The sequence below is a fragment of the Azospirillum formosense genome (genome assembly GCF_013340925.1).
In the GTDB taxonomy this organism is placed as follows: domain Bacteria; phylum Pseudomonadota; class Alphaproteobacteria; order Azospirillales; family Azospirillaceae; genus Azospirillum; species Azospirillum formosense.
Genome location: NZ_WHOR01000336.1, coordinates 1 through 5251, shown reverse-complemented (window position 1 = coordinate 5251; position 5251 = coordinate 1). Strand labels below are relative to the sequence as shown.

The following is a 5251-nucleotide window of genomic DNA, read 5'->3' as shown; positions in this document are numbered from 1 at the left end:
CGCTGTCTCGCCGCGGCGCCGCTGCGGCGCGTCGGCCCGGGCCCGACCCCCCGCGCCCAACGCGCACGTGACCCACCCGGGGGTCGTGAAGGGCCGCTCTCCGTGCGTGCTGGACGGTCCCCGCATCCGCCGCGACCCGGGCGGGGGGGGGCGTGGGCGCGGCGGATGCGGAAACTGTCCAGCAGCACCGGGAAGCGCCATTCCAGCACCTCCGGGTCGGTCAGGCGCGAGTTGGTCATGTGGGTGTGCACCGCGTCCGTCCCGTCGAAGCCGGGGCCGGCGCCGGAGCCGCCGCAGACCGTCTCGTAATACTGGTAGCGCTCGTTGCCGAAGGTCGTGTTGTTCATCGTCCCCTGGGCCGAGGCCATCACCCCCAGCGCGCCGTACAGCGCGTCGGTGACGCACTGGCTGGTCTCCACGTTGCCGGCCACCACCGCGGCGGGGTAGCTGGGCGACAGCATGGTGCCCGGCGGGATGACGATCTCGATCGGCTTCAGGCAGCCCTCGTTCATCGGGATCTCGTCGTCCACCAGCGTGCGGAAGACGTAGAGCACCGCCGCCCGGCACACCGCCGTCGGGGCGTTGAAGTTGCTGGTGAGCTGCGGGCTGGTGCCGGTGAAGTCCACCCGCGCCGACCGCTCGTCCTTGTCGATGGTGATGCGGACCTTGATGACCGCGCCGTTGTCCAGCTCCTGCACGAACTCGCCGTCGGTCAGCACGTCGATGACGCGGCGGACCTGCTCCTCGGCGTTGTCCTGGACCAACTTCATGTAGGCGTTGACCGTCTCCAGCCCGAACTGGGCGACGATCCGGCGCAGCTCCCGTGCGCCCTGCTCGTTGGCGGCGATCTGGGCCTTCAGGTCGCCCAGGTTCTGCGCCACGTTGCGCGCCGGCTGCGGCCCGGCGGTGAAGAGGGCGACGACCTCCTCCTCCAGGAAGCGGCCCCGCTCGACGAGCTGGACGTTGTCGAGGAGGACGCCCTCCTGGTCGATGGTCGTGCTGTCCGGCGGCATCGAACCGGGGGTGATCCCGCCGACGTCGGCGTGGTGCCCGCGCGAGGCGACGTAGAACAGCACGCGCTCGCCGGCCTCGTCGAAGACCGGGGTGATGACGGTGATGTCCGGCAGATGCGTGCCCCCATGATAGGGGTCGTTCAGCATGTAGACGTCGCCGGGGTTCATCGCCCCGCTGCGCCGCTCGACGATGGCGCGCACGCTCTCGCCCATGGAGCCGAGATGCACCGGCATGTGCGGGGCGTTGGCGATCAGCCCGCCGTCCGCGTCGAACAGGGCGCAGGAGAAGTCCAGCCGCTCCTTGATGTTCACCGAATAGGCGGTCTTCTCCAGCGTGAAGCCCATCTGCTCGGCGATGGACATGAAGAGGTTGTTGAAGACCTCCAGCATCACCGGGTCGGCCCTGGTGCCGATGGCGAGGCGCTGCGGCAGCTCCTCGAAGCGGGTCAGGACGAGGTGGTTCTTGCGGGTCACCTCGGCGATCCAGCCGGGCTCGACCACCGTGGTGGCGATTTTCTCCCGGATGACGGCGGGGCCGGTCACGCGGTTGCCGGGCTGGAGCTGGTCGCGGTCGTAGACCGGCGCCTCGCGGTCGGCGCCGCCGGTGTGCAGGGTGACGGTGGCGAGGCGCCGCGGCAGGGCGCCGGTGACGCTGGGCAGGTCCTCGTCGTCGGCGCTCTCGGTGCGGCCCACCGCCTCCACCGACACGGCCTCGACCACCAGGGCCTTGCCCTCCATCATGAAGCCGTAGCGCTGGCGGTGCGCCGCCTCGAAGGCCGCGGCCATGGCGTCGAGCGGCCCGAAATCGACGACCAGCGGGCTGTCGGAGCCCTCCACCTTGATGTGCGCCTTGCGCAGAACGGCCAGACGGTCCTCCGGCACGCCCTGGCGGGCCAGCTCCATGCGCCCCTCGGCCTCCAGCGCGGCGAGCGTGGCGGTCAGCTCGTCCACCAGGGCGTCGTCGAGACGGGCCTCCACCGCGCGCTCGCGGATCGCCACCGTGTCGGCGAGGCCGATGCCGTAGGCCGACAGCACGCCGGCGTGCGGGTGCAGGAAGACCTTGCGCATGCCCAGCGCGTCGGCGACCAGACAAACATGCTGCCCCGCCGCCCCGCCGAAGCCGTTCAGCGTGTATTGGGTGACGTCGTAGCCGCGCTGCACCGAGATCTTCTTGATGGCGTTCGCCATGTTGTCCACGGCGATCTTCAGGAAGCCCTCGGCCACCTGATGCGGGGTCATCTCGGTGCCCAGCGCCTCGTTCACCTCCTCGGCCAGCTCGGCGAACTTCTCGCGCACGACGGCGGCGTCGAGCGGCTGGTCGGCCTCCGGCCCGAAGACGTGGGGGAAGAAGTCGGGGTGCAGCTTGCCGACCATCACGTTGCAGTCGGTCACGGTCAGCGGCCCGCCGCGGCGGTAGCAGGCCGGACCGGGGTTGGCTCCGGCGCTCTCCGGCCCGACGCGGAAGCGCGCCCCGTCGAAGAAGCAGACCGAGCCGCCGCCCGCCGCCACGGTGTGGATGTGCATCATCGGGGCGCGCATCCGCACCCCCGCCACCACCGTGTCGAAGGTGCGCTCATACTCCCCGGCGTAGTGCGACACGTCGGTGGAGGTGCCGCCCATGTCGAAGCCGATGACCCGGTCGAAGCCGGCCATGCGCGCGGTGCGCACCGCCCCGACGATGCCGCCCGCCGGGCCGGAGAGGATGGCGTCCTTGCCCTGGAACCAGCGCGCGTCGGTCAGCCCGCCGTTCGACTGCATGAACATCAGCCGCACGCCGTTCAGCTCGCCCGCCACCTGCTCCACATAGCGGCGCAGGATCGGCGACAGATAGGCGTCCACGACGGTGGTGTCGCCGCGCCCGACGATCTTCATCAGCGGGCTGACCTGATGGCTGACCGACACCTGGGTGAAACCGATGGAGCGGGCCAGCGCCGCCACCTGCTTCTCATGATCCGGGAAGCGGTAGCCGTGCATCAGAACCACCGCGGCGGCGCGGAAGCCGTCCTGGTAGGCCTGCTCCAGCTGGACCCGCACGGCGCGCAGGTCCACGGCCTTCAGCACCGTGCCGTCGGCCTTGACCCGCTCCGGCACCTCGGCCACCCGCTCGTACAGCAGCTCGGGCAACACGATGTGGCGGGCGAAGATCTTCGGGCGGGCCTGGTAGCCGATGCGGAGCTGGTCGCCCAGCCCTTCGGTGATGAGCAGCAGCGTGCGCTCGCCCTTGCGCTCCAGAAGCGCGTTGGTGGCGACGGTGGTGCCCATCTTCACCGCCTCGACCGCCTCCGCCGGGATCGGCTGGCCGGAGGCGAGGCCCAGCAGGTCGCGGATGCCCTGGATGGCGGCGTCGCGGTAGCGTTCCGGATTCTCCGACAGCAGCTTGTGCGTGACCACCGACCCGTCCGGGCGTTTGGCCACGATGTCGGTGAAGGTGCCGCCGCGGTCGATCCAGAACTGCCACCGGCCCGGCTGTTGGGGCGCCATATCCCACTCCCTGATGTCTTGTCTGACGGGAGTGTGACGATACGCCGCCGCGGGTCAAGACGGGGTGCACGAAAGGGTGGGATGCGCCCCCCTTCCCCGCCCCTCCGGTCAGGCCGCCTTGAGCAGCGCTGGCAACCCGTCCAGCACGGCGTTCATCGCACCCGCCCCGTCCTCGAACGCCTCCAGCGCCAGCGAGAACTGCGAGGGGCGCGGCAGGTCGATGGTGATGGCGAACTCACCACCGTCGCGCTCCATCGTTCCGCCGAAGCGGCGCGACAGGGCGCGCATGCGGGTGTTGTCGGACAGGCACATCATATGGACCTGCCCAATGCCCCGGTTGGCCGCGATGGTCAGCGAGCGGCGGACCAGGGTGGAGCCGACGCCCCGCCCCTGAAAGCCTTTCTCGATGCTGATCGCCAGCTCCGCCGCACCCGGCCAGAGCAGCCGGTCGAAGCACAGCTCCACCGCGCCGCGCAGCGCGCCGCGGTCGAACAGGCCGAGCAGCGTCGTGCGCGTCCAGTCGAGCGACTCGCAACGCTGAGCGATGACCGCGTCGGAGACGGTGCCGGTGAAGCGGGCGTAGCGGTCCGCCTTGTCCAGCCGCAGCAGATGCGCGCGGTATTGGCCGCGTTCGGCGGGGAGAAGCTTGCGGATGGCGGACATGGGGCGACTCGTGGCGCTGGTGATTCGGGACATCGCACCGCTTCGCGTCGTCCGCTTCCCCATTGGCGGCCTGGATCGGCCGCCTTCTCTTATTGCGGCGCAACATGGCGAAGACGCGACCGGAGGGCAAGGCCCCTGGCGACGACGGCACGACTCTGTTGCAGTGCAGCAACATTCTGCCCCGCCCGAAAATCCCATACCTCCAACGGATGAAAAGGGCGCGGCGCGCGAAGATTCTGGGAAACAACGAAAAAGTATGGGCCGGTTGGCGCGGTGCCGGACTGCCGGTATGCTGCTCCCTCGGTCGAAAGGCGGATAAAAATGAGCATCTGGGGCAGCGTCCTGGGCGGGGCGGCCGGTTTCACCATCGGCGGGCCGATCGGGGGCCTGATCGGTCTGGCCGCCGGCTACGCGGTGGGGCGCGGCATCCGCGGGCTGTGCGGCCCGGCGGACGCCACCAAGTCCATCGCCTTCACCATCGGCGTGATCGCCTTGTCGGCGAAGATGGCCCGCGCCGACGGCGTGGTGAAGCGGGTGGAGGTGGACACCTTCAAGCGCCTGTTCCGCGTCCCGCCCGAGGAGTTGGACACGGTGGGCCACGTCTTCGACCTCGCCCGCAAGGACACCCACGGCTTCGAGGAGTACGCCCAGCAGATCGCCGGCCTGTTCGACGACCGCCGCGCCGTTCTGGAGGAGCTGCTCGACAGCCTGCTGGCCATCGCCGAGGCCGACGACGAACTGCACGAGACGGAAGTCGAGTATCTGCGCACCGTCGCCCACATCTTCGGCTTCACCGACGAGGAGTTCGAGCGCATCGTCGCCGGCCACCACATCGCCGGCACGCCGAACGAGACCGATCCCTACGGCGTGCTCGGCGTCTCCCGCCGGGCCAGCGACGAGGCGATCAAGGCCGCCCACCGCCGTCTGGTGCGCGAACATCATCCGGACGTGCTGATCGCCCAGGGCATGCCGCAGGAGTTCGTGGATCTGGCGACGCAGAAGGTCGCCGCCATCAACGCCGCCTTCGACCGGATCGAGAAGGAACGCGCACGCGGGTAAGGCCCGGAGATCAAGCCTCCCTCCCTCCCCGTGCA

General features: G+C 70.1%; 3 protein-coding genes. 1 reads left to right on the top strand and 2 read right to left on the bottom strand.

Annotated features, from left to right (window positions below; translation table 11 throughout):
• The coding region (locus GBZ26_RS26540; RefSeq protein WP_247884917.1) for a hydantoinase B/oxoprolinase family protein at window positions 1-3494 on the bottom strand (3494 nt) is incomplete at its 3' end.
• Between the two features lie 108 nt (window positions 3495-3602).
• Window positions 3603-4157 carry a GNAT family N-acetyltransferase gene (locus tag GBZ26_RS26535; protein WP_174441398.1) on the bottom strand — a complete coding sequence of 185 codons (555 nt, stop codon included), beginning with the start codon at window positions 4155-4157 and terminating at the stop codon, window positions 3603-3605.
• A gap of 321 nt (window positions 4158-4478) precedes the next feature.
• Here GBZ26_RS26535 and GBZ26_RS26530 point away from each other — a divergent pair, with 321 nt between their 5' ends.
• Window positions 4479-5216, top strand: coding sequence for a TerB family tellurite resistance protein (locus GBZ26_RS26530; RefSeq protein WP_103039211.1), 738 nt, complete (start codon window positions 4479-4481; stop codon window positions 5214-5216).
• The last annotated feature ends 35 nt before the right edge of the window (window positions 5217-5251 follow it).